The sequence below is a fragment of the Spirochaetia bacterium 38H-sp genome, assembly GCA_039023545.1.
In the GTDB taxonomy this organism is placed as follows: Bacteria; Spirochaetota; Spirochaetia; order Winmispirales; family Winmispiraceae; genus Rarispira; species Rarispira pelagica.
Window position 1 is genome coordinate 202,882 of record JBCHKQ010000002.1, and the last position, 23,981, is coordinate 226,862.

The 23,981-nt window shown below is 39.1% G+C and carries 21 protein-coding genes; 2 read left to right on the forward strand and 19 right to left on the reverse strand.

Translation table 11 applies throughout. From position 1 onward, the window contains the following. Window positions 1-85: 85 nt before the first annotated feature. The 17 genes from WKV44_04820 to WKV44_04900 form a co-directional block, all read right to left on the reverse strand. Entirely contained in the window at window positions 86-547 is a 462-nt protein-coding gene (locus WKV44_04820; GenBank protein MEM5947859.1) for a hypothetical protein, read from the reverse strand. Next, a complete protein-coding gene (locus tag WKV44_04825; protein ID MEM5947860.1) occupies window positions 507-692 on the reverse strand; it encodes a hypothetical protein in 186 nt (61 codons plus the stop codon). Before WKV44_04825 ends, WKV44_04820 begins: the two co-directional genes overlap by 41 nt. Beyond that, window positions 652-1,050: a YraN family protein gene (locus tag WKV44_04830; GenBank protein MEM5947861.1), complete on the reverse strand. Its 399-nt coding sequence runs from the start codon at window positions 1,048-1,050 to the stop codon at window positions 652-654. Before WKV44_04830 ends, WKV44_04825 begins: the two co-directional genes overlap by 41 nt. Continuing rightward, on the reverse strand, window positions 1,047-2,186 hold the full coding sequence (locus WKV44_04835) for an HD-GYP domain-containing protein (protein MEM5947862.1): 1,140 nt from the start codon (window positions 2,184-2,186) through the stop codon (window positions 1,047-1,049). The genes WKV44_04830 and WKV44_04835 overlap by 4 nt, the downstream gene beginning before the upstream one ends. After that, complete coding sequence (locus WKV44_04840) at window positions 2,183-2,455, reverse strand: EscU/YscU/HrcU family type III secretion system export apparatus switch protein (GenBank protein ID MEM5947863.1); 273 nt, start codon at window positions 2,453-2,455, stop codon at window positions 2,183-2,185. The genes WKV44_04835 and WKV44_04840 overlap by 4 nt, the downstream gene beginning before the upstream one ends. A gap of 1 nt (window position 2,456) precedes the next feature. Next, window positions 2,457-3,368, reverse strand: a complete 912-nt coding sequence (locus tag WKV44_04845; GenBank protein ID MEM5947864.1) for a hypothetical protein — start codon at window positions 3,366-3,368, stop codon at window positions 2,457-2,459. Then, on the reverse strand, window positions 3,369-3,728 hold the full coding sequence (gene rplS / locus WKV44_04850) for a 50S ribosomal protein L19 (protein MEM5947865.1): 360 nt from the start codon (window positions 3,726-3,728) through the stop codon (window positions 3,369-3,371). It abuts the gene before it with no gap. Then, window positions 3,706-4,464 (reverse strand): tRNA (guanosine(37)-N1)-methyltransferase TrmD, encoded by a 759-nt coding sequence (trmD, locus tag WKV44_04855; protein MEM5947866.1) that lies wholly within the window; start codon window positions 4,462-4,464, stop codon window positions 3,706-3,708. Before trmD ends, rplS begins: the two co-directional genes overlap by 23 nt. Beyond that, entirely contained in the window at window positions 4,464-4,976 is a 513-nt protein-coding gene (gene rimM, locus WKV44_04860) for a ribosome maturation factor RimM (GenBank protein ID MEM5947867.1), read from the reverse strand. Before rimM ends, trmD begins: the two co-directional genes overlap by 1 nt. 4 nt (window positions 4,977-4,980) lie before the next feature. Continuing rightward, entirely contained in the window at window positions 4,981-5,214 is a 234-nt protein-coding gene (locus WKV44_04865) for a KH domain-containing protein (GenBank protein MEM5947868.1), read from the reverse strand. A 9-nt stretch (window positions 5,215-5,223) separates the two neighbouring features. Further along, window positions 5,224-5,478, reverse strand: a complete 255-nt coding sequence (rpsP, locus tag WKV44_04870) for a 30S ribosomal protein S16 (GenBank protein MEM5947869.1) — start codon at window positions 5,476-5,478, stop codon at window positions 5,224-5,226. Between the two features lie 20 nt (window positions 5,479-5,498). Continuing rightward, window positions 5,499-6,830, reverse strand: a complete 1,332-nt coding sequence (gene ffh / locus WKV44_04875) for a signal recognition particle protein (protein ID MEM5947870.1) — start codon at window positions 6,828-6,830, stop codon at window positions 5,499-5,501. Window positions 6,831-6,895: 65 nt separating this feature from the next. Next, window positions 6,896-8,290: a hypothetical protein gene (locus tag WKV44_04880; protein ID MEM5947871.1), complete on the reverse strand. Its 1,395-nt coding sequence runs from the start codon at window positions 8,288-8,290 to the stop codon at window positions 6,896-6,898. Then, a complete protein-coding gene (locus WKV44_04885; GenBank protein MEM5947872.1) occupies window positions 8,287-8,670 on the reverse strand; it encodes a hypothetical protein in 384 nt (127 codons plus the stop codon). The genes WKV44_04880 and WKV44_04885 overlap by 4 nt, the downstream gene beginning before the upstream one ends. Beyond that, window positions 8,651-11,437: an AAA family ATPase gene (locus WKV44_04890; GenBank protein ID MEM5947873.1), complete on the reverse strand. Its 2,787-nt coding sequence runs from the start codon at window positions 11,435-11,437 to the stop codon at window positions 8,651-8,653. The genes WKV44_04885 and WKV44_04890 overlap by 20 nt, the downstream gene beginning before the upstream one ends. Window positions 11,438-11,641: 204 nt before the next feature. Beyond that, complete coding sequence (locus WKV44_04895) at window positions 11,642-16,285, reverse strand: SpoIIE family protein phosphatase (protein MEM5947874.1); 4,644 nt, start codon at window positions 16,283-16,285, stop codon at window positions 11,642-11,644. Further along, complete coding sequence (locus WKV44_04900) at window positions 16,282-19,266, reverse strand: hypothetical protein (protein MEM5947875.1); 2,985 nt, start codon at window positions 19,264-19,266, stop codon at window positions 16,282-16,284. Before WKV44_04900 ends, WKV44_04895 begins: the two co-directional genes overlap by 4 nt. Before the next feature lie 126 nt (window positions 19,267-19,392). On the opposite strand from WKV44_04900, the gene WKV44_04905 reads away from it, so the two are divergent. Continuing rightward, entirely contained in the window at window positions 19,393-20,640 is a 1,248-nt protein-coding gene (locus tag WKV44_04905; GenBank protein MEM5947876.1) for a UPF0164 family protein, read from the forward strand. On the opposite strand, the gene WKV44_04910 is transcribed toward WKV44_04905, so the two are convergent. Both WKV44_04910 and WKV44_04915 read right to left on the reverse strand, forming a co-directional pair. Then, window positions 20,637-21,422 (reverse strand): hypothetical protein, encoded by a 786-nt coding sequence (locus WKV44_04910; GenBank protein MEM5947877.1) that lies wholly within the window; start codon window positions 21,420-21,422, stop codon window positions 20,637-20,639. The genes WKV44_04905 and WKV44_04910 overlap by 4 nt on opposite strands. Further along, complete coding sequence (locus tag WKV44_04915; GenBank protein ID MEM5947878.1) at window positions 21,415-22,338, reverse strand: ankyrin repeat domain-containing protein; 924 nt, start codon at window positions 22,336-22,338, stop codon at window positions 21,415-21,417. The genes WKV44_04910 and WKV44_04915 overlap by 8 nt, the downstream gene beginning before the upstream one ends. A gap of 95 nt (window positions 22,339-22,433) precedes the next feature. Here WKV44_04915 and WKV44_04920 point away from each other — a divergent pair, with 95 nt between their 5' ends. Beyond that, entirely contained in the window at window positions 22,434-23,969 is a 1,536-nt protein-coding gene (locus tag WKV44_04920; GenBank protein ID MEM5947879.1) for a hypothetical protein, read from the forward strand. Window positions 23,970-23,981 lie beyond the last annotated feature (12 nt).

Genomic DNA, 23,981 nt, shown 5'->3' on the forward strand with positions numbered 1-23,981 from the left:
GTACAAAACAAAGAATTTACTGTTAGGCTCCTGCCGTAGGCAGCATGATGGCGCAAAGCGCTATCATGCGTTCGGCATAAAGATGTTAGGATTCTGTATCCAGAACAAGATTAACACTTATATCTTTTTTCCAAGCCCCTTTATCCTTGGGCTCAAACTCTATTCTTTTTTTTATAAAAAACCTCACAGGGCTTGGAGGCTGTTTCATTATTACTATGCCAAAAGCACCATTACCCAGATAACAAAGCTCTTCATCTTTGCCAAGAGTCTCGGTCTGTTTGATCATATTTACAGCACACTCAAAGTGTATGGGCTCACCACTATCCTTATGCGCTATAGTAGTATAAACATCATATATCAACTCTCCGCAGACAGAACACGTAAGACTGGGTATTGTTTTTTTTGTATTACTAGTTTTGACCTCTTTGTCCCGATCATCCACTTTTTTTGAATCTAAAACAGCAAAGTTATCTTTATTGTTTTTAGTATCTCGCTTTTCGGACGTATTACCTCTGTACTTCTGATGCGATTTCCTTCTCCTGCTCATTTATAAAACCCCTGTGTTCTATAAGCTCGACAGTTATAACTGCAGCTATCCTGTCTATAGCCTGATTGAGATATCTCTCATCATCTATCATTTTTTTGAGATGTTCAATCCTCTTGGGGTCTATTTTCCTTGCTATACGTACCATCTTCTAATATCCCGTCAAAAGCTCCGACAAGGTGCTCCACTTTGCCGTGTCTTATAAAAATGACATCAAAACGCAAATCCACATCTTCCTCGGAAAGCCCCTCGCTGTAAAGATACTCAAGAGCAGTATAACATATCCGTCTCATTTTCCCGGACGATATGGATAGACAGAGACTATCTTTATCGTAAGCACTCCATGATTTAACCTCGACAAAGACAAAACAATCTCCATCCTTAGCTATAATATCGACCTCTCCGCGAGAACCTATAAAATTTCTTTTAAGAATTTTAAGCCCTTTTGACCTAAGATAGACTTCCGCAGCATCTTCTCCGCTGTTTCCAAGTTCTCTAGTACTCATGCAGGAAGCTTGGAGCGTATCTCGGAAGGCTCAACTACCTTAACTATAAAGACAGACTTACTTTTCTGCAGATTAAGAACAGGACCATTATTGGAAAGGAAATCCTTGCCATTCTCATCTATCAGTATTCTAAGCTCTGGTCTCAGCGGGGACTCGGTACTGGTATCTACAACAACACCCACAGCACCATTATTAAGAAGTACAATACTGCCAAGAGGATAAATACCCATTGTTTTTATAAACTCTTTTACAATATCCGGGTCAAAGCGCCTTCCGTTATCTCCTAGAATTGTTCTCATAGCAGAATAACCTGTAAGAGGACTTCTATAAGGCCTCTCGCTTATCATAGCCTGAAAAGCATCTGCTATTGATACTATGCGCGCATACTCAGATATGGAAGCAGACTCCAAATTACGAGGATAACCATTACCATCCCATCTCTCGTGATGCTGTAGAGCAACAAGTGCAACATCCTCAGAATAAGAAAGCTCATTTCTTATAATCCTGTAAGAATATACTGTATGAGCCTTCATCTGCTTGTACTCCACATCTGATAAAGAAGAATCTTTGCTCAATATTGTGCCAGGCACCCTATACATACCTACATCATGCAGAAGAGCTCCTGTAGCAAGTGCAATCTTTTTATGCCTTGGATAATCCATAGTATCTGCCAGAAGAAGAGAAATGAGAGCAATGCTTACAGCATTGGCAGGAAGGTCGTAAGACTGTATACCACTATAAAGTACAAAGTGTATAACATCACGCTTATATACATCTATAACCTTTACCAAAGAATCTACAACAGTATCAATTTCTTCTCTCTCTACACGTTCTATCTTGGCAATCTTATCAAATATCTTTGCAGTCTTTGCAATATTGCTTTTTAAAAGCTCATATATTTCCTTCTGAAAATCAGTCTGGAACGAAGAAATCATAAGCAAAATATCACTTGCATTCTCAGGATCAAGGATTTCTCCGTCAGAAAAAACCTCCGATATACCCCACTTTATAAGCTTCTCTATATCCTTCTTTTTTAGAGGGATATCCTTGGGAAGAAAAAGGTTTTTTTCATCAAGATAAACAGGCTGTGTAAATCTTATACCGGGTTTAAGCTCAGACACCTTTATCTCTCTCATAGCATATCCTTTTTACTTTTTTCATTTATAGTATATACAAAAGCAAAAATGCTGGCTACTGCCTCATACACCTCCTCGGGGATATAAGAACCAGGCTTAAAAAGCTCATAAGCCTTGTCAGCTATATCATCTGACACAAGCTCAACATTCTCTCTCTTTGCTATATCTATTATCTTTTCTGCAAGCATTCCTTTACCCTTTGCAATGACAAAAGGAGCAGGCATTGTTTTATCATAAGAAATAGCAACAGCAATATTTTTTTCTGCCATATCATACCCTTATATCAACAGATGCAAAGGCATCCATACTTATAAAAGCCCCATCTACAAAGGTATAAGCTTCCGATTCATAAAAAAAGGAGTCATAACCATTCTTCAGAAGCTGCTCTTTTAAAACCGAGAGCTCCTGCCCGTATCTCTCTAACACCATTTTCGGCAGACTTGCTTCTATTTTTTTTACAGGTTTTAAAAAAATAGCAAACAAAAACTGACCGGCCACTGTGTCTATATCTATTATATAGTATTCCAGACCTTTTTTCTTTACACAGGCCATCTTTGCAGGATTGTTGTCATTGGAAACTCTTATAGGCACAGTCCAAAATATATCATCTCCCAAGCTAAGACTGTTAAATACAGCAATAATATTCTCATTATTGGAGTTATCAAAAGCAGGGAAAGAGATTTCGTACTTAGATTTTGACCTTGCACCTGCGGAAGAAAAATATTTTTTTAACTTTGCAATCATATGCCTTATATTCTCTGTATCCTGAGACAAGCCTTTCTTCATAAACATTAGAATAGCATTGAGGTCAAACAAATCCATCCGTCCAGAATCAAAAAGCTCGTAAAGAATAGAAACAACAGAAGAAGAAAGATTAATTTCCGATTTGTTAATAAGTTTTAATAGTAAAGATAAAGAGTATCCTACCTTATTATCAGAAGCAGGAAAAGTATCAAGAAGCCTGAGAAGAAGAACATTCTCTTTTTGCTCTACAACAGCCTTATAGCACTCGCCTGCAGACAGCCTGATACCGCTTTTTACGGAAAGTTTTTTTCCAAAAAGGTTTATTATATATTTTCCATTCTTGTTATCGGATAAAACAGAAAAGGATACGACACTACCCTGCCGTATCCTTTTGTTATCAAATAGAAGTCTGAGTTCAGGTGTAAACCTGATTTGCATTTACTTGGACTTTCTCTCAAGTTTTTCCTTAACCTTTGTTGCTTTTTTACCAATACGATTTCTGAGATAGTAAAGTTTTGCCCTTCTTACAAGGCCCCTTCTTACAACCTCTATCTTCTGAATTCTGGGAGAATTTATAGGAAAAATTCTCTCAACACCCACACCATAGGAAATCTTACGCACAGTAAAAGTCTTTCTTACACCACCATTTCTCTTGGCTATGACAATACCTTCAAAAATCTGGATTCTCTCTGTCTCTCCCTCTATTATGCGGAAATGAACACGTACTGTATCACCAACATTAAAATTCTCTCTATCCTCTTTTATCTGTGCAGCTTCAATTGCCTGAATCTCTTTCATTTCTGCGTCCTCTCTCCTCTAAAATGTTTTCTAAAATAGCCTTCTCTTCTTCTGATAATGCCTTATTATGTAACAAATCCGGCCTTCTGTCCAGTGTCCTCTCAATACTTTTTCTTAATCTCCACTGTCTTATATTTTCGTGGTGTCCGGATAGCAGTACATCTGGTACAGGTACCCCTTTAAAAACAGCAGGTCTTGTGTAATGCGGGTACTCAAGCAACCCGGAAGAAAAGCTTTCTTCTCTTAGAGACTCATTGGTAATTACTCCGTCTATAAGACGTATAACAGCATCCACTATTACCAAAGCAGCCAGCTCACCTGCAGATAGAACATAATCGCCTATGCTATACTCTTTTATATCATAATAATCGATAATCCTCTGATCTAATCCTTCGTACCTTCCACAGAGGAAAACAAGCTCTTTTTCCTTGGAAAGCTCATAAGCAGTACTCTGATCAAAGGGTATTCCTGCAGGAGAAGGATATATGATGACAGGCGTTTTAAGGTTTTCTGTTACTTTCTCCAGAGCCAAAGAAACTGGCTCCGGCTTCAATACCATTCCTGCTCCACCTCCATAAGGCTCGTCATCACAAGTCCTATGTTTATCCAGAGCAAAATCCCTTATGTTTACAATATCCACGGAAAAAATATCTTTTTCTATGGCCTTTGCAGGTATTGAGTTGGTAAAATAAGGCCTTACTATCTCAGGAAAAAGAGTAAGAATATTTATCTTCATCATTCCAAAATCCAGGGAGCCTTAAGTTCAATAAGCTTATTTTCTATATTTATATTACCTATAAAATGGTCCTGAAAAGGTATTATAACCTTATCTCCAGAAAGCCTGACAACCTCCATAAGATTTGTATTAGAAGTCTCAATGACCGATGATACAGTTCCTATTATGGAGTTTGTATCTCCCTCCAGATAAATCTTACAGCCTATAAGATCAGCTATATAATACTCATTTTCTCTACAAGGAGCAGCTTTTTCCCTGGGAACAAGCACCTCATAACCCTTATACCTTAAGGCATCTTCCCTGGTATTTAGTCCCTCTAATTTTATTATTATTACAGGATGAATCCCGGAAACTTTTTCTATCTTAAAGATGTATTCCCTTTTACCACGACGGAGAGTGAGCTCCGTCAAACCGTAAAAATGCTCACTCTCCCCCGAAAAACTGCAGACTCGGATATTTCCTCTTACCCCGTGGGCAGATTTTACATATCCTATAGCCAGAAAATTATTCATATCCTCAGTCAAGGATTTCTAGAAGTATCCTCTTTCCGGTCTTTGTGGCTGCAGCATTAAGAATAGTTCTCACGGCCTTTGCAATGCGTCCGTGCTTACCTATTACTTTACCAACATCGTTAGGGTCCACTTTGAGTTCCAAAATAGTGGACTTTTCTCCCTCAATAAGAGTTACTTCCACACTGTCAGGATTATCCACAAGGGATTTTGCAATGTACGCTACGAGTTCCTTTTCCATGTTGTACTCCTATTTCACAAAGATGTTCTTCTTATTGAGAAGGCGCTTTACCGTATCAGAAGGCTGAGCACCATTCTCAAGCCATTTTTTAACCTTGTCTTCTTTTACGACAATCTGTTTCTCTTCGTCCTTTTCGATAGGGTGGTACAGCCCTACCTCATCGAGGACACGACCATCACGAGGGGTCTGAGAATCCGCTACTACTATACGATAGTAGGGACGCTTCTTGGTACCAAACCTCTTGAGTCTGATTCTTACACTCACTGGAATCCTCCTGGTAATATCTATCCCATCCACTGGGACATCATTGATTGTTGTGCGTTCTTATTCTTGACCATCTTCTTCATCATAAGACGCATTTTTTCAAAATTTTTCAAGAGGCGGTTGACCTCATACACAGAGGTTCCGCTCCCTTTTGCTATTCTTTTTTTCCTGGAAGGTCCAATAATCCTAGGATTATTGCGCTCTGCCAGGGTCATTGACAATATTATAGCCTCTTCTTTTTTTAAAGCCTTTATATCGATATCTTGAGGAGCAACAGCTCCCTGCATCCCAGGTATCATCTCCACCAGAGACTGCAGATTACCCATTTTCTTGATTTTTTGAAATTGTTCAAGATAGTCTTCAAGCGTAAATGTAGCTTTTCTTATTTTTTTCTCAAGTTTTTCTGCTTCTTCTTTGTCTGTTACTTCCTGAGCCTTCTCTACCAGACTTACGACATCTCCCATACCAAGAATCCTGCTAGCAATTCTGTCCGGATAAAAAGGCTCAAAATCTTCTGTCTTTTCTCCTACACCTATAAACTTTATGGGAGCCTTTGTAATTGTCTTGATAGAAAGAGCCGCACCACCCCTTGTATCAGAGTCAAACTTGGTAAGAATGACGCCTGTTATATCTATGCGCTCTTTAAAAGCCTTTGCAACATCAGCTGCGCTCTGACCTGTCATTGCATCAGCTACAAAAAGAACTTCATCAGGTTTTGCCTCTTTTGCAACAGCCTCAATCTCACCCATAAGAGCATCATCAACCTGATGTCTTCCTGCAGTATCAATTATAGCAACATCATAAAGGCCTTTTTTTGCCTCTTTTAAACCTGCCTTTACAACCTTAACAGGATTATTATTTTCTCTGTCGGTATATATAGCAACACCTATAGCAGCAGCAAGAGTTTCCAACTGGTCTATGGCAGCAGGACGCACAAGGTCAGCTGCTATGAGTATTGGTTTTCTTCCCTGTTTTTTTAAAAGGTTTGCAAGTTTTGCAGCACTTGTTGTCTTACCCGAGCCTTGTAGACCTGCAAGGAGTACGACGGAGAGAGTATCGGGACCCTTGAGCTGCAAGTCCTGCTTCTCATCACCTAAAAAATGTATAAGTTTATCATTGACAATTTTTATAAACTGCTGTCCTGGAGATACGGAGCGCAGGACTTTCTCTCCCTTTGCCTCTTCTATTGTCTGATTGACAAAGCGACGTACTACTCGAAGATTAACATCCGCATCAAGCAGAGCAAGTTTTATCTGCTCTACAGCTTCTTCTATATTCTTATCGCTTATAGTAGCTTTTCCACTGACTGTTTTTATGACATCCTGAAATCGTCTGCTAATATTCTCAAACATAAAGTAAATCTCCCAAGTCTATTATATATACTCAAGCAACGTACAAATGTCAATATGGGATTTATTTATCTTACATAGAAATAATGCCTTTCTATGGCCTTCTTTTCTTTTATTGCATAAGAACGCAGCTCAAAATAAGGATAATCAGCTATTAGCTCTTCCAACAAGGAGTATGCCTGTTTTATTTTATCCTGACCTTTGTACACAAGAGCTCTGTACAGGAGATAATAAGGCATAAGCTCATTCCCCAATTGCTCTTGCTTCACAAGCGAAAGTAAATAAGAAGCCTCATCAAAAGAGGAATTGTCCAGCATTATTTTTGCAGCATCCAAAACCGTAGGATAACTATTTTTTTCATAATAGGTTATATAACTGTAGTATTTTTTTATAAGCTCAGGATTTTTACTATTGACACCTATAAAAAACAATCTTGCAGCTATATCAGCAAAACCAGGCTCTGTGTTTTTTACAGTTTTTAAATATTCCAGCAAGGTTTTCTCGGCTTCTTTATACTTCTTCTGTTCCAGAAGGCTGTCTATGGCAACAATATCTGGCTTATCAACAACAGAAACAGAAGAGGACACAGATGTATCCACAGGAGAAACAGAAGGCATAGGAGAAGGAGTTGTCTCCGGCACTCTGTCAGAAGCAGAAGCATTCCCCGTATCCGTCAGGTTAAGCACTATCTCCTTTGTTCTCATTGTAGCATCATAGGGATTTTGCTGCTGAAAGAACAGGATATATTGGCCGAAAGACTTTGCCTTAAACTGAAATATGGTAGTGGAAGAAGTTGGCACCCTAGTATCTAACTCTATCGCTCCCTCATTCTGAGTTCCCGCATAAATCCATCCAGTACCTTCTAGTACTATGGGTATTCTCTCAGAAAATGGCAGAGTCAGATTATCCACCTCATCTGGTTCAAAAGAGGTCGTAGCCATCACAGGAGTTGGAGTTGGAGTTGGAGTTGGAGTTGGAGTTGGAGTTGGAGTTGGAGTTGGAGTTGGAGTTGGAGTTGGAGTTGGAGTTGGTGTTGGTGTTGGTGTTGGTGTTGGTGTTACAGAGCCAGATATGTCGCTGGACTTATCATCTGTAGCATGTGTGGTATTGTCTGCATTTTTTGTATTCTTATCAACACCAGAAGGACTTACTTCTAAAGATGCGTTGGGTGATGTTTCCTGTATTGTTATATCTCCTGTTGTGTCACTAGTGTATGCAACACTACTTTCTCCCTCATCTACTGCTGTATTTTCAGAGGGAGCTACAGATGTAGTGTTTTTATCTATGTTTGATATTATATCATAGCCGGATACATCGGTAATAGAAATATAAAGAGACTCATCCGACACATCAAAACTCATATCAATATCATCAAGATAAGGTATAACAAAAAGCTCCTGAGAAAAAGCTTCTTGCAACAACAGGAGAAAACAAACAAGAAATAATAACAACCTCTTTGTCATCTTATGTTTTCCAAAAGTTTTTCTATATCTTTATCCAATGCATAGTCCTTTTCTTGATGCATGTCGATAACAGCAGACCACCATCTTGAGGCCTCTTTCTGAGACCAGACATCTCCCACATTTCTTACCTTAACATGCCTTATGGAAGAAAGTTCCTGCCATATATCCGGTATTATCAACGTATCGACAGAAAAAAAATCAGCATAAGGACTGCTGTCCTGCAGCACAATTGCCTCATCAGTATTCTCCACAGCAGTGGATTTTTCTGATAAAATAATAAAACCAAGCCAAATACAAAAGGGAATTGCTATCAAAGCACCTGCTGCTATCCATAAATAGCGGGGTTCTTCTCCCAGTATTTTAGACAGGAGTTCCCTCACGCTCTTCCTCCTGGCTTATCCTTATACTTATCACCTTGGATACACCAGATTCTTCCATGGTAATACCCACAATGCTGTCCGTACCGGAAACAGTCTTTTTATTATGTGTAATAACTATAAACTGCGATTTACTGCTAAACTCCCTCAACATATTGACAAATCGTCCTACGTTTCCCTCGTCAAGTGCAGCATCTATTTCGTCAAGGATGCAAAAAGGAGAAGGCTTTACCATATACATGGCAAAAAGAAGAGCAACCGCTGTCATAGATCGTTCTCCTCCTGATAATAAACCTATGTGCTCAAGCTTTTTACCTGGAGGCTGTGCAAGAATACTTATCCCGGAAGAAAGAGGATTGTCGGGATCCACAAGCTTTATTTCTGCCCTTCCACCACCAAAAAGTCTTCTGAATATAATATGAAAGTTTTTCTTTATCTTTTCATACGCATCTACAAACAGCTCCGAGGATTCCTTGCGTATCTGAGTAACAACACCTTCCAAATCGCGTTCTGCCTTCTCAAGATCTGCAATTTGAGAGGTAAGGAATTCATATCTCTCGCTTATCTGTCTGAACTCCTCTGTAGCCATAAAATTGACATTTCCAAGAGAGCGTATTTCCTGTTTTTGTGCGGCTATTCTGGAAGAAAGATCATCTGGAATATCTATGTTTTTAAACTCATCTAAAGAACGTCCGTGTTGTTCTTTAAAAAAACTTTTTATGGCCTCTATCTCTCCCCTAAGTCTGGTAAGTTCTATTTGAGCTTTTTCCACTTCCTGCTGATAGGAAGAAAGTAGCTCTACAGAAGCTTTGAGCTGCTGTTCTCCGGAAGAAATGGCTTTATTTCTTTCTCTTATACTTTCTTCTACGGCTTCTATCCTTTTTTTAAGCTCATCTTCTTCTTTATCTATACGAAGTTTTTCCTCTTCTAGGGCAAAAATCCCCTCTTCTACTGCAAGCTTTCTGTTCTGAGTCATCTTCTGCTCTTCCTCAAGAGCAGCGGCAGTCTTTCTGGTCTCTTCAAAATCCCTCTCAAATCCTGCTATGGTCTCGTCAACAGCCTTTTTTACCTCATCTAGCCTTGCAAGAGACACATTGAGTTCCTCAAGAGTGGCTCTTCTTTCTGCATTTTTTTCATGACAATCTTCTATCTCGAGCCTCAGATAAGAAATCCTGGACCTATTATCCTGTATTTTTCCCCTGACATCCTTAAGAGCCTCATCTACATTTCTCTTCTTTGTTATAAAGCCCTCTGGAGAAAGAAAGTCTTCAAGAAAAAGGGGCTCTGTCTCAACATACTGCCTGTACAGTTCTTTTATCTCTGCCAGAACCTCATCAAGCTCAGACCACAACTCTGGACCAATACCAGAAAAATCACCTACTCTTTGTGCATCTTCAAAACGCTCTTTCTTTCCCCTGAGTATTATGGAAAAACGCTCAAGCTTATTTTGGAGCTCCTGTTTTAATCTTCTGCGGGCAGGTACGGAGAATCCAACCTGTTTAAGTCCCTCGTCAAGCTTACTGACAATAACATCCGTAATCTCCGTAAGCTCTCCCTGAAGCGCCCCTAGCCTCTTTTCTAAATCTTCTATCTCTTCTTCTCTCTCCTTTATCTCAGACTGATAAGATTCTATCTTCTGCTCAGTAAGAGCAATAGACTGTTTAAAAGAATCTACATTCCTTCCTATCCTACTTATTTCCTCATCTGCTCTTTCTTTTTCTTCCTGTTTTTCTACTATTGAGCGCTTTATACGCTCCATTCTATCATAGAGTCCTTTTATACGTATCTTATCCGTTTCTATCTTGCCCTCTATCTCTCCTAGCTGCTCTGATAGAAGTCGTATCTGTGACAGCACACTGTTTCTCTTAACCTCAAGGCCGTACAAAGATTTCTGACAGGAAGAAAGCTCAGCTTCCATGGAGTTCATAAAATCAAGACTGTCTTCCATGGACTCATTGAGCTTATCTATCTTAGCCTTAAGCTCATCACGGTTTTTTCTGGCATCATCAAGCTTTTTTTGCGCCCTATCGCTTTGTTTTTCTAACCCTCTCAACTTATTGACAGCTTGAGCCACCTCAAGTCTAAAAAGTCCCTCTGACAGTTGTCTGTATTTTTCCGCTTTATCAGCCTGTTTTTTTAGAGAATCATATTGTTTTTTGACCTCGGAGAGTATGGACTCCACATGCTCCATATTCTCCCGCGTTTTTGCCAGCTTATGTTCCGCCTCCTTTTCCCTTGCCCTATACCGTGTAATTCCGGCAGCCTCCTCAAAAACATAGCGTCTGTCCTCCGGCTTGGTAGAAAGAATCTGGTCAATCTTTCCTTGTTCTAGAATAGAATAAGAGGACTTGCCAATGCCTGTATCAAAAAAAAGCTCTCTTACATCCTTAAGCCTTACCTGCGCACCATTGATAAAATATTCATTCTCACCAGAGCGGTACATGCGCCTTTTTACCTCGATCTCTGCAACATCAAGAGGCAACACCTTCTCATCATTGGAAAATACAAGAGAAACCTCTGCCACATTAACAGGCTTTCTATACTCCGTACCATTAAAAATCACCTCTTCCATGGAAGAAGCACGCAAACTCTTATAAGCCTGTTCACCCAACACCCACTTAAGAGCATCTACAATATTACTTTTTCCGCAGCCATTGGGCCCAACAATAGCCGTAGCACCCTCGGCAAGCTCAATCCTAGTTCTATCCGCAAACGACTTAAACCCAAAAAGCTCAATAGACTTTAAAACCACAAATCCCCTCTCAAACACGTTTTTTACATCATACCAAGCACAAAGCCTGCTGTAAAGCAATATAAAACAAAAACATTATACCGAACGTCGCCCCTGCGCCAAATAAAGCAAAGAGAAACCAGGCGCAGGGTCTCCTGCCAAAGGCAAATATGGGGAAAAATCAGTCTTTGTATTGTCTGCCGGAGGCAGTGCGGGACGCAACAGCGTCCTGCACGTTCGGTTTTATTTCTTTCTTTCTATTGCAAATACGGTAAGATCGTCATACTGTTCGTCCGACATAAGGTTCTTAAAGAGCAAATACTCATGACGCTCGGGATCCGGCACAGGGTCAGAAAAATACTGATTGTATGCAAGAAAGGTATTGCGCAGATACTCGTCTATGGCTCTGTCGACCACTACAGGCTCCTTGGGTTCTACTCCAGGCACCCTGTAAACACGAAAGACCTTCTCTACAGCAAGCAGACCAAGTACTATGTCCTTTGCGCCGCCATTGAGAGAAGAAAAATCAAAAACAAGCTGCTTATCCTCAGGGTCCATAAGACGCTCAAGCTTATATTGCCGCCTATGCTGAATACTGTTAACTATCTGCTTTATCCTCGTAAGGCCAAACTCCTCCGTGCTTTCGCCGGGATTCATTCCCTCGGGTACTCTTCTTGCTCTTATGTCCTCTTCTGTGATTGTGTAGGGGTTAAAATTCCTATCCTTAAGAGCACGGTTTGCTTCTTCTAAACCGTCTGTGAAGAGTATGAGAACATCGCCTGGATTGAGACTAAGCTTAATCTGCTTAAAACCGCCCTGCATGTCCACCAGGCTGCTGTCAAAGACTCCGGCAGCAGGAGCGGTAGGAAGACGTATTTCCTTGATGCTTCTGTCTTTACTGCTGTAATAATGCAACAGAGTATCACCTGCATTGGTAAAATACCCTACGCCAGTTCTCTCGTTATACAATCCTACAGTCATGGCTGCAAAACGGCCTTTAAACTCTCTTCCAGCTATAAGGTCATTTATCTCAGAGAGCATGGTATCAAGGTGTACTCCGTCCCGTTTTATATTTACTTTTTGACAATAGTTGAGAAAGACCGTAGCGACTTCTACCATTATAAGAGCTGCCGGAACTCCTTTTCCCGCAACATCGCACTTGATAAAGGCATAGTGCTCAGCATCCAGTTTCTGATAATAGAAGTAGTCCCCAGATACGCCCTTGGCTCCCTCATAATACCCGAATATGGATACACGCTCTGTCTCCTCGTGTGCCGTAGTCATTTTCCTACCACTTTCGTCTTTTTCCAGAGGAATAAACATCTTCTGAACTTCTTTACCAACTGTAAGATCCTTGCTGGCAGCGGCAGCTTTTACAAGCCCCTGGGTCATTTCGTTGATGGTGTCCGCAAGAAGAGCAAGCTCGTCTTTTGACTTGAGCTCTATAACATGATTGGCAAGCTTTTCTTTATCCTCTGTGTCTCTTATTACTTCCACGCCTGCAACAAGCCTCTTTATAGGCCCTACTGTTATTGCAGAGAGTATAAGAGCACCAACTATTCCCAAAATTACCGCAATAAGGGTAATTAGCGCTGTTATTTTTATAAGAGTAGCCCTCGCACTTTCAACCTCTTCTATAATTTTATCCGTACTTACCGCAAGTCTTACCATACCATGCACATAGTTATTCTCACCGCTTACTCTGTACATAACCGGTTTGTAGAAAACATAGATTCTCTGATTATAGTCTATCCTTGTCGTATCAAAGTACGGCTGACTCTCAACGACAGAAGATATCTCAGAAAGAGTTTTTCTTAGCTGAGTATCCAGCTGTCTTATTGTCTGCTGCAAATCGGCAAGCTTTTTCTGCGACTCGGCATCTGTCCTGAGTGCAAGGTTGAGAGCCTGTCTTCCGAGACTTTCTATCTGCTCTGGCAAATCAGCAAGCGCCTGACTTGCTTTTTGGTTAAGTTCCTTGGTCAGTTCTTTTCTTCTTTCTGTTATCTCATCCGTAAGTATTGATTGACCGGTAACAAGCTCCGCACCGTCAATCTTCTCCGTTATATTTTCATCGTTACTGGCCCAAACAATTTCTTGTGCATTGTCTGATGTTGAGTCAAATCCGGTTATAGTAGCATACACAGCTTCTTCCATAGCAGATATCTGGCTGGGAAGCTGTAGGAGTTCTAGGGTACTTCTAGAAGGAAGATATGTCCTTGCACCTGTTGCAAGGCTTTCCAGGAGAACTTCTGTACGGTTCTTTAATCCCCTGGTAAGGTTTTCCTCCTGAGTGGATATCATATACAGCCCCAGAGGAATAGCTACAAGGAAAACAACGGCAATAACAAGCAGAGTAAAAAACAGAGTAAACTTGACCCTGAGGCTGGTTCCGCGTTTTTTCATACGCGCTACCTCTCTTTGTATTTTTTTATCATGTGGCAACTCAGATCCGGCAACAAGCGCTCTTATATCAAGTAAGATACTTTGTCGCTCTCGGGTTGTTATTATAACTTCCCTTGCTGCAAATAAAGCAAGAAAAGCAAAAAGGAGGAGAAGCAGAATCACAAACACTTTTCTGTAATCTATAATATATTTTTGCTCTTCTACAGTTAGAGGCATGGCAAGATTGCCAAAATATCCGATTTTAACGGTTCCTCCCGGTTCAAGTGCGATTAGAGGACGTCTGCTAAGATATAATCCTCTAAGAGGATGTATTACCCCCACGTAATATTGCCCTTCTTCCGGATTATCTATCTTTATCCCACTTATTCTTCTGTCGCTATCTACGGAAAATTGACCCTCAGAAAGCGTAAATACATAGTCGTAAGGCTTTAGTCCGTCCTTATCAAGAAAAACAGTATCGGCATATCCACCTTCTGCAAAACCTCGTCCATATATGGTTATTGTAATCTCTCCTGTTCTAGACTTATCGGACGTTAGATAAGTGACATACGTTACGGGGATATATTTATTGAGTTTAAATACTATTGTCCTGCTTTTTCCTGCATTTCCTACAGAATCAAAAGCCCTAACAGAAAATGCCCAAATACCATTATCAATATTGTTATATTTTACCGTATTATTCTGAGTCGTTACATAAACAGGAGGTTCTTTTATTTTTGCAATAAAGGCACTTATAAGATTCTTTGAATCATAGATGCTATCAAAAGAGGCCGGTGTATTGATATCTTTTTTCCTCATAAAAAGCTGTTTGTCATCTTCAGAAAAAGTCTCTCCAATATAGGCAAGAATTTCATTGGGAATGCTTTCTTCTGCTCCAAGATATGTAAGGCTTGTGGAATAGCCTTTGATATTTTCTTCTGGTGGCTCCCAACTAAGAGTAAAGGTATTGGATTTGAGATATCCATTTTCATCTTTCTCCGGCTCTGAGAAAACTACAGGTTCGGGAGGTGTTGTATCAAGAACATAAGAAAATATCTTCTCTTCCGACCAATTGCCTGCATAATCCTGTGCAATTATCTTAAAATACCATTTACCATCCTCGTCAGCATTGACAGTTGCTGTCTTTGTGCTGCCAAGGTAAGAAAGCACATGGGGCACATGCTCTGCAGGGGAACGAGTCCAGATATAATTGTATCCGGCAATACCGGAAGAATCCTCAGGAGGTATCCAGCTTATCTTAAGACTGCTTACTCTGGATTTTGCTCCCTCTGTAATCGGAGGTATTATCTTGGGAGGATTCACAGTTCTGTCAGGTTTTAGCATAACAATCCTGGAAGAGCTTCCCTTATAGTCCTCCCAAATAAGAAAAAGCTCCTGATTCCAGTTGAGCACATCGGGAAAAAGCGCCCTGTAACCTGCAACAGAGAGGTCTTTTTCTCTCCATACTATACCGCGCTTTTCGGCAAGGATTACATGCTCTTCTCCTCTTCTGTTATCAAACCAAAGGAGATATTCTTTTCCTTTATAAGAAAAAAGCCTGGGAGCCCTATGTATATAGTCAGTAGAGCTAACCCGCTGCGGAGGCTCCGCAGGATATCCAGAATCTTCCAGTCGCATAATATATATAGCCGGATTTCCATTTCTATAGGCTCTTTCCCATGTTACATACAAACTGCCATCTATTACAGCCAAGCTAGGTCTCTGGTTATCAAAATCATCAAATCTGGCAGAAGTATACTCCGGATCAGCTTGTTCTGTAAGAGGAATAGCGGAGGACCATGATAATCCTCCATCTTCACTTACCTTACAATAAAGCTGATAGCTTCCTCTCTCGCTTCTACCCGCAGACTGAAATACTACATAATCCTTGTTGTTATGAGATATATGGTATGGAAGAAAATTGAGTTCCAACTCCGTATTGCTTTCTAGTTGAGTCAATGGACTCCAGACTATGGCGTCTGATGAAATAGAATAGAAAAGGCTTATGGAATCCGTCACAGACTGACTGATAAAAAGAATATAACCATCATCAGATTTCAAAAACAATCTGGGACCTATACCGACATCAAACTGGGCCTTTATATCCGAGCTTAAGAAGGTATTCCCTTTATCCTTAGATACAAAAACTCTTGTGAGGTTTCCCTTGAGATTAACAGCAAAAACAATATACCCTTTTTTATCAACAACTAGCGAATAAAACGAAGTCTCATCTCCTTCAAAAGGTATACTTATAAGACTGCTTTCATCCGACCATATCTTGCCATCTTCCGATACAGAATAAAATATAGTAGCTGTTTTCTTTCCTGATTCATCCATATAGAACCTTTGCCAGGCTATAACAGCAATCCCATCGCCATAAGCCACCTGAGAAAACCTCGCGTTATCCTTTGCAAAAGAGACGGGAGCTTCCCAATAGAGTGTTTGAGAATACAGATAAGAAGAGAATAACAGAAAACAGAAAAACCCCAGGATTTTTTTTATCATATTCTGGATTCTATCCTCTTTTTTAATTCCAGAAGTGGTGGATAGTTCTTGGCTCTTTCATCTTCCAACAGTTTTCTTACAATTGCAAGAGCCTCATAGAAACTTCCTTCTGTAAACTTTTGTTCTGCATCCTTATACAGCTTGAGAGCATAACTCGGAAGCACAACGGATGTTTGTCCTCCCATTGCAAGCTGAATACGGTCTTTGAGAGATATTGCTTCTCTATTATCAGGATCAAGCAAAACAGCCTGATTAAGCTGTTCCAGAGCTATGGGGAAATTAGCTCTATCATTTCTGTTGTATATGGCAAGAGCATTTTTGTAGAGTTCTTTTGCCCGGGAAATCTTTGCCGGATCCGGAGGTGGTATTCTTATACCAAGCTTTATCTCGGCCTGATATATAGCATTGGCAAGTCCTGGAAAATCAGGCTTGATTTCCCGCAAATCCTTTAAGGTGGCATAAGCCTCTTGAGGCGATTCATCCAGTTGTGCAACCGCTTCATTAATTTTCTCTTTGAAGAGGCTGTCAAAACTATCCGGATTCTTAAGCTGTTCTATACGCAATAGTAAAAGGCTTGCATCCTGATTTAGGGGAAAAGCCATTCTAACTCTGAGAAGATTCTCGGTAGCCTTATCAAGCAGCTTGCCACCCTCTTCTTGCTTACCCTGCTTTATCAATGTTTTTGCCTGAGTATAATTGGCTCTGGCAAGATTTAAAAGCTGAGTGATTTCCGTATAAAGTGGATCCGTATCAAGAACGGTTCTGCCTCGCTGAATAGAAAGAGCAGCCTTAACAAACTTAAGCCAGTACTCCACTTCTGGGTTTTCCTCCGGTTGTGTAACAGCCCATCTTGCCCTAGCTGTCAAGAGAGTCCTTTCTGCCTCATCAAAATTACCTCTAAGATAAAGTTCTCTGCCCTTTTCTATGAGACTACGTACCTCCACTATAACCTTCTGGTTTTCCGCTTTTACAATTGCATCCGACAAAGCGAGAAGCCTTTTATCCATGGATTCCCTGAGTGCCTTATCTTCTTTATAAGAAAGCGATGTAGAAAACAAGTCCCCTGCATCTTCCAGAAGATTTCTTGCATCTTCATAGTTTTTGAGATTTATAGCTCTCTCCGCTTCCTCAAGTTTTCTCTCTGCTTCATTTCTATATCTATCCGCATTAAAAACAGCTGCACTGGCTTGTTTTTCGAGATTAATGATATTGTTATCAAGTTTAATAAGATAATCTAATATGCTGTCCAGTTTGTTTATATTATCACTTATGATCTTACTGTTTATAAACTCTTCTCTTTGAGACACAAAAAACTTTTTTAAGTTTTCTATATCAATTATAAGTTCTTTTTTTCTCTGTTTTATTACCTCTATGTTTTCTATAGCCTTGTCAGGATATTTTGCAAGTATTGTTTCTTCTTTATCTCCAACAAGTATAACTTCTTCTTTTCCCCTGATAAGATTCTCGCTCTCTGTAATAGTATCTGATATTTTTTTCTGTTCTGTCTCGCTAACCGCAACATCAAGAGAACTTATTTTTTCATTTAGTCCTATTGCACTTTTTGTAAGCAAATTTAGTTTTTTAATAAAAATCGGTTTTATTATTTCGTATACAGACTGTGCCATTCGGGATAAAACATTTCCGTAAGAAGCAAGAAGCTTACTTTCTTCATCCTTAAGTTGAGATAAAAGAGAATAGACCTTTAAAAACTGGTCTTCTATCAGAGAAAGATAGGATTCAAGCTTATCTCTATCAGAAGACTCTGTAATATCTATCTTATCAAGAGAATATAGGGAGGAAAGAATGGCTATGCTGTTTTTTACAGCCTTTGCTTTTAAGATGTAAGGCCAGATATTGACAACATTATCAGACAGACCTTTTTCAAGTTTATTTTCTCTTACAACATAAAGCCCTCCCCAATCCTTTTGCAAAGAAAGAACAAGAGAAGACAACCTGTTAACATCACTTATTGCAGAAACAGCAGAATCAAGAACTTTTCCGCTTGCAACAGAAAAATAAGAATCCATAAGCTCATCAAGAGTAGAAATTATTGTAAACATATATGAGTTTATGTATTGGTCAAGAGCTCCTGTGATTCCATCTTTTATATCGGTATTTACACGTCCTGTAACATATCTTTGCATAAAACCCAGAAAAAAGTCTTCTCTGTCCAGATTAAAACTGTTTATAACGTTTATATTAGTAGCATAGATATAATTACCTATATTTTTTACAGCAGCTACCTTGCTTATAAAGTCAGCAAGAACAGAGGAGAACTCCAGATAATCCTCTGCAACAACCTTGTATTCACCCTTTTTTTCCTGTTCAAGCTTGGTAAAAAAATCATTATAAGCCTGATTAAGAAGAGTATATTTTCCTTCTATATCATCAAGAAACACATTAAGATTATCAAGAGCAACTTTCATGCCGTTTTTTATGATATCTCCATAATCACTTGCAAAAAACTCTTCTCTATATAGTTCAAAACCCGTCCTATATAGAGAAATTGCGTCCATGTATCGTTTATCAGATATATAAGAAGCTGCTTGATTCATAATCCTAAGAAATTCCTCCTGATTATAAACAAATCGTGCAGTTTCCTTGGCCTTTCTTATAAGCTCCTTGGTAGCGGGATTGGGATCAGCATCCATTTTTTCCATTTCCGCTATTATTTCCAGAGCCTTTTTTACATCTTTTTCCACATATAAAACATCTATCAATTCCTGATACAAAACATTATAATCACTTCTTATTTCTCTGATTTTCTGCATGAGAGCTTCTCCCTCGTCAAAGCGGTCAGGATTATCTTCTATTTCTTTTTGTATAAGTTCTATAGCTTGATTGTATTTCTGCTCTTCTATGAGTTTTTCTGCTATTTTAAGCCGGTCTTCTTCCTGCCCGCCCATAGAGAAAGAAGGTATTGCAGAAAAAAATAAAAAGAGAACAAAAAAGATATATCTCAATTGCCCTTTTCCAATCACAGGCCTTTTCAACTCCTAATAAAATCAGAAAACTTTAATAAATATCTACTATAAAATATAGCAATTATTTCCGCAGCATAGCAAAATATGGAAGTACTTGTAAAAATATAGTATACTAATAATAGAATGAGTAATAGGCGATATATCCTCATAATTTTTTTTATCGGCATAATTTCTACTTTTCTTTCCTCTCAAGATTTCTCCAGCACATATGGAAGTCTTGCAGAATATCTTTCTGCTTTGGAAGATGAAAACACAGGGCTAACAATATTTCCCATATTAACAATACCTCTCGGTGGAGAATACCAGGCAATGGGAACTGCCTATACTGCAGTAACAAGGCATACTGCGTTTATGGATTCCAATCCTGCGGCGACAGCGGCAAGTCCTTTTACAGAGTTGACTCTATATCACAACAATTGGATAGCAGATTCCAATCTGGAAGGCATAACATATACAGTAAGATATGATGATTTTGGCTTGGGCTATGGAGGTAAGTTTCTATATGTCCCATTTACACAATATGACTCCTGGGGACAACGAGTAGCAACAGGATATTACAGCGAAATAATGAGCGTATTTAATGCTTCGTACAACTTTTTTTCTTCTTATGATTTTTTTGGGCTTGCAGCAGGAATAAGCTCCAAGGTGGCCTTTAGGAGTATCCCCAGAATCTTCTATGAGAACCAGTCAGCTATGGCAATAATGGCGGATATAGGAATACTAAGCAAGTTTAACCTTTTTAAGTTTTATTCATCTCGGAGCAAAAACTTTTCTGTGGGCATAACAGTAAAAAATCTGGGATTGGAGTTTCTAGCACCAACAGGAGAACCTCTTCCCACATCCTTTACAAGCGGAATAGCATATTCTCCCATACGACCGCTTCTTATTACCTTTGATTTTTCTTTGCCTTTTAATCTTATACAAGATGTAGCTGCAGAATCATCTTCTTATGCCACAGGTATAGTTGTAGATATAACTAATTTTCTAACAATGCAGACTGGCATTCTTATTAAGGGAGGTAATCCCAGGATAAGTATAGGCAGCCTGGTAACCCTAGGACAGATAGAAGTCCAGACCAATTACACACTGGATATGACAACCACACTGACACCGCTGGATAAAATGAGTATAACTCTAACATTTAATCTGGGAGATGAAGGCAGAGGAGAAAAACAAAAACAAGTTGATAAATACTATCTGCAGGCATTGGATAGTTATGCAAAGGGAGATCTGGAAAAAACAATAGAGCTGTGCGAAAAAGCCTTAGCCATTGATCCAGATTTTTCCCCTGCACAAAAAACACTAAAAATAGCAAAAGAAAGCGTGGAACTTCAAAATAAGATGCTGGAACTTCAGCAGATAGAACGTTAGACAGTCCTTATATTTAAAACTTCTCTATCCGCTTCCAAGGCTGCAAAATAAAGGCTCAACAAAAAAGCATCTTTCTTGTCTAGAGAGAGCAAAAAAGCCCTCACAGCAAAATAATCTTTCTTTTTATATAACTTCTTCATTACAGAGAAATTCTTCTTATGCGGATTTTTTGAAAGCATAACCTCAAGATTATTTAAAAGACTGGGGAACTTATCTTCTTTCTGCTTTTTTAAATCAGATATATTTAAAATAAAATCTTCCCATTTTTCAAAATCAGAGGTCATGAAGTTGTTAACAGCTTTTTCTACATCAGAAGTAAAAGAAGACGGAAAAAACTTTATGGAATCGATACGTTTTATAAAAAGGGATTTACGCTCAAGCACCGGATATGCAGACCTGTCTTTTCTATAAAGATAAAAAAATACAATGACAGAAATAACAACAGCACCAATAAACTCATCAACAAAAGGAATAGGATCGCGTATAACAAAACCCAGAAAAAAATAAACAACAACAAAAACAAGAGAAGCGAGTAAGAATCTGCTTAAAAAAAACTTTTCTGCAACCCATTCTCGTATATAAGAATCAGCGAGGCCATACATCCAGTTCCTAAAAGCAGCAAGGAAAGCTATATCTGGCTCAGAGCCATAGAATACACAAGCATCTTTTTCTTCCAGACTGGCAAAAATCTCTTGATCATAAAAAGGATGCACGATAAGAGAGTACTTTCCTAACACATCAAAATGAAAAATATCAATCACAGAATTCTTATCATCAGCCATTGTCAGCCATCTTCTCCTTTAATTTGTCTACAAGGTCAGGATATCTAAAAAGCTCAGCATACTTTAATGCTGTCATGCCCAAGGCATCTACCAGGCGGATATCCGCTCCGGCATCTATAAGTCTGTTTGCAACATCCAGAGCCCCCTGACCTATGGCAAGAATAAGAGCAGTTTGCCCGTTCTTGCTCTGGATATCAAGATTGGGGGATTCCTGTAGTAACCTGTTGACTATCTCCAAATTACCATCTCCTGCCGCATCCATAAGAGGGGTATTATTTCTGTCCGGTGCTATTTTATTGACATCGGCACCGTGAGACAGAAGAAAATCCACAACATCCAGGGAGCGGACCCTTACGGCATGAGAAAGCGCAGGAATTCCGTTTTTATCACAAGAATCGGGAGAGAATCCCAGTATTATAAACTGCTTGAGAGCCTGTATATTTTCCTGCTTTACACATTCTACAAAACCGACATTGGATACAGGGATATTAAGTTTTTCCAAAACATCTCTGGCTTTCTTCATATTCTGCTCAGATATCCAATCGTCGCGACCACGCAAAATTGCATTCTTAAGATATTGTATGGAAGGAATCCTCTCTATGCCAGAGAAAAAAGAAGGAACAGTCAGGGAAGAGGAATCAGCAAGGTAATAGACATATTTTGCTTTTGCCGAGCAAAAGCCGGCAAGAAAATACAGCCAGGATAATTCGTCGGTGTGCTGACCTACTGTGCGAGGAATAATAAGCAATATATGGGTACTGGCATTGAGCACAGATATAAGTCTCTCTGCTGCATCGTCTTTCCACCACGGATGTATCCTATAAGCATTGGCAGAAATACCTATATCAATAATAGCTTTTAACACCTTTTTTGCAAACTCATCATCACCAGGATGAAAAAAAACGGCAAGTCGCATATAACACAACCTCTTTAAAATATTTTACTATAATGGACAACTGTCCTGCAATCCACTTGCCCACAAGGCTTCTTTTAAATATGCTCTAAGATAGTATGGATTACATTCGCTTAGTACTTATATCGTTACTTTTTGCTCTTCCTATTATACTAATTCCCATTTTTATGAGATTTATAGTAAGCAGTATCATATTATGGAGAACAAGAAAAAGGTTTTTTCCCATGGAAAACAGCTATTTTGAAGAAGGTTGGCAGAAAAGCGATACTGCTCTCATCAAAAAACTGGAACAATATATAAAAAGCCGTGTGAAAACATATATTATATTGGATATAAATCCCGCAACGGATTTGGAAGAAATACTTCTACAGATAGAAACCCACTACAGAGACAAAACAAAGAAGCAAAAAAAGAACAACGCTTCGGAAACAGAAGAAAAATTAAGCTATTCTTTCTCATTACTTAGGATTCTGGAGTGCCTATACATTGCTCAGGAAGATTTTATAAGCAGAAGCTCAGATAAGCTCTGGTTTAAAATAATAAAAAAATCAAAACTCATATGGTTTTACAGGACGAGGTATTTTCAGATATTTACGGCAATAATAAACAGGTTTAAACCATTAAAAATTTTGTGGCAGACAAGAATACTGGGAAAGGCTCTGGCCATAACTATATTTCTAACCTTCTTCCCCATACTCGGACTTCCTGCAATAATCTTCTACAGTATTCGTTCAATAATAACAAGCGTATTTTTGGAAGGTTTTTTCAGATTTTTTTATGCTGCAATACTTTATCAGATAAGCTACTATGGACTTTTTTTGTACGGAAGAGATAACCCGCACATAGAAGAGAGATTGGCAAAAATATCCCAGGACACAATAAAAGACATAAGCAAACAAACGGAGGAAAAAATAAAAAAATTGCTTACAGAAGGTAAACACAGCCAGTACTATGAAAAAGCAATAGAAATATATAAGACATCACTTACAACAATGGATATACCACAGGACGAATTGTTTGCAAAAAGAAGAGCACAGAAACTTGATTTTATGGACAGAATAAAAAACACGGCATTTGACTTCCTTAACTCCGCAGGCAAAGCATACAAAGAACTCCTTATACCACCCACACAAAGCATAAATGATCTGGAAAAAATAAAACTCCTATATAAAAATATCAGCTCTATCTATGCCGCGGGGCTGGAAGAGCCAATATACAACATGAGAATAGGCAACATCCTGGAAGCACTGGAAATAAGCACAATATATCTTCTTAATACCCTGAGAAATATTCCCGGCGGCAGACTTGCTGCAAGCAAAATAACCTTGGAGTTTATAATAACTCTCAAAAACACAAGCGAACACCCTGTAGTAAAAAACACAACAGAAATAATAACTGGCAACTACAAAGGCCTTGCCTTAGGAAGGAAGTTGGGTGTAATACAAAAAGGCATAAGAGGCATACAAAAAGCAAGTAGAATAGCAGTAGAAGCCATACTTCCCGTAGCACTGCGATTTCTACAGGATATCATAAGAAAAGAACTATACCATAAAGCAGGAAGAACTCTTATCTACTCGTGGGAAAAATCTGCCCAGAAACAAGCTCCTGATTTTTTGCTAAGACAAAAAGATTAAAATAAATTATAC